At 42.3% G+C, this 2,706-nt stretch carries 1 protein-coding gene; it reads left to right on the top strand.

All coding sequences use genetic code 11. From position 1 onward, the window contains the following. Positions 1 to 102 precede the first annotated feature (102 nt). On the top strand, positions 103 to 2,706 hold a 2,604-nt coding region (locus tag H6550_16680; GenBank protein MCB9047773.1), incomplete at its 3' end, for a proprotein convertase P-domain-containing protein.

Raw genomic sequence — 2,706 nt, 5'->3', positions numbered from 1 at the left:
GTTTCAAATACTACATTGAGTGGAAGGAATTCAAAGCCTTTCAACGTTAGTCAGGAGAAAAAAGTGATAGCTCCAAATAGAAAAACGGAGTACCTCAATATCATGAAAGAAATAGAAGCGCTGAGGAAAAAAGGAGATATTGCTACAATTAATGCAAAATATGGCAAGTTCTTACAGGACATGACAAATAGCACCAGCCAGAACAGTGTTCTACCTGATGCATATTGTGCTCCCGCTACAAGCAGTGTAACTTTTGAGTTTGTCACAAACGTAACTTATGCGGGAATAAACAATACTACAGCTGGAGTAGCCGGGCTTAACGATTACACTGCTCAGCAGGCCACTGTTACGCAGGGTGACGCCACTTCAATATCAGTTAGTATTGACCCTGATGCCAATGATTATGTATGGGCAATGATTGATTGGAACCAGAATGAAGTTTGGGACCTGGCAACTGAAGCATATTTAGTAGCGTCTGCTACTTCTTCTTCCGGACCACATACATTAGGTATAAATGTTCCTGGCACAGCAACAACTGGTGTAACTCGTATGCGGGTGGCAGTAGTATGGGGTGCCACTGCACCTACCTGGAGTGGTTGTACAAGCTATACATTTGGTGAGATAGAAGACTATTCAGTTAATGTACTACCAAATTTGAACTGTGCCGGTACGCCTGACCCAGGTAATACAGTATCATCTGTCCCCCAGGTTTGTTCAGGTACATCATTTAATCTTTCGTTGCAAAATGCACAGGGTGCGGGAACTACCTATCAATGGCAATCAGGTCCTTCATCTACAGGTCCATGGACTAACTTCGGTGCAAACGCTGCCAATATTTCAACTTCACAAACTACAGCAACCTGGTATCAGTGTGTGGTCACTTGTACTTTTAGCACATTGTCAGCTACTTCTGCACCGGTGCAGGTAACTATGAACAGTTATCTGAACTGTTATTGTGCAGCAGGCGCAACAAGTACTTTATTTGAAAAGATCAGCCGTGTCCAATTTGGCACAATTGATAATACTTCATTTTCAAGTGCAGGGTACGAAGACTTTACTGCTCTTTCTACCAATGCACTGCAGGGAACTTATATACCTATCACTGTTACTTTAAATGATGACCCATATCCAACTGATCAGGTCTTGGTTTGGATCGACTATAATTTGGATGGTGACTTCAATGATGCTGGTGAGCTAGCATACACATCAGCATTAGGAGTTGGCCCGCATAGCGGAGTTATTCATATACCTGTGACAGCCACACCGGGTACAGCTAAAATGAGAGTTCGACTACATGATTCTTCTTTGGGTGCAAATAGTACACCTTGTGGTAATTCAACCTATGGACAGGTAGAAGATTATCTTGTTGAATTAGTAGCTAACCCGCCTTGTTCGGGTACTCCTGCACCAGGTAATACATTGGCTTCTTCTCCAACTATCTGCTATGGCAATACAGTGGATCTTAGCCTGGAAAATACCACAGCGGGTAATAACGTTACTTATCAGTGGCAGGAGAATACAGGTTCAGGATTTGTAAACGTTCCCGGAGCTATTTATCCATTCTATACAGCAACTGTATTGGGAGTTACCTCTTACCAGTGTATCGTAACATGTACTGGTAATAGCACAACCTCTTCACCTGTTACCATCACTTTAAATCCATTTATAGAATGTTATTGTACACCACCTGTTGAGGATTGTTCCTTGGGTGATAACATTACAAGGGTGGCTATCAGTACACTGGATAACAGCAGCGCCTGTTCGCCTAATGGATTTGGAGATTATAAAACAACATTGCCGCCAACAACCATCTATTCAGGAACACTTAACCCGATCCATATAGAAGGTGTTGCATACAGCGCTTCTCTTGGAAACCTTGATGGCTATGCAGTATGGATTGACTTTAACCGTAATGGAATATATGAAGCCAGTGAAGTAACCAGGATCGGTAATAACGTTGCAGGCTTTGATGTGCTGTCAAACCCGGATGCTATTTTCGATAGGTTTATAGATATACCTTCAAGCGTAACTCCAGGTCTTACCGGAATGAGAGTGAGAAGCTCTTATGGTTTTTATCCTGATGGTTTCTCTCCATGCGAAGAGATTACTGGTTATGGTGAAACTGAGGAATATATTGTAGATATTCAGCCATGTGTACCTGCGGTTATTACCAGTTCACCAAGTAATACATCAGCGGTATGTGGTGATGCTGCGACATTTAGTGCATCAGCTTCCGGAACATATCCTGCTTATCAATGGCAAATGAGGGGTGATCCAAACGCCTTACATACTATGACGTTTACTAATAATACAGCTCTTGCAGTACCGGATGCAGATCCTGCAGGTGTTTATAGTACAATTGCAGTAGCTGGTATTCCTGCGGGAGCAATTATTACTGATGTAAGTATAAAGGTTAATATAGACCACACTTATGTTGGTGATATGGAAAACAATATCATTGCACCTAACGGAGTTAGTCTGAACCTGATAGGAGAACTGGATAATGGTTCAGGTTCCAATTCATCTGACAACTTTACCAATACCATTATTAGTTCAACGGGTACTGTTCCTTTAAGTGGTGCCGCGGCCCCTCGTACAGGTACATTCAGAGCTGACAGGCTCAGTGGTTATGGTCCTTCAGCTCATTACCAAACTTCAGCTAATGGTATGCCATGGTCTGATTTGTATACTGTGTTAAATGGTAAC

The sequence above is a fragment of the Chitinophagales bacterium genome (genome assembly GCA_020636495.1).
In the GTDB taxonomy this organism is placed as follows: Bacteria; Bacteroidota; Bacteroidia; order Chitinophagales; family Chitinophagaceae; genus UBA5543.
This window is presented reverse-complemented; position numbering and strand designations above follow the sequence as displayed.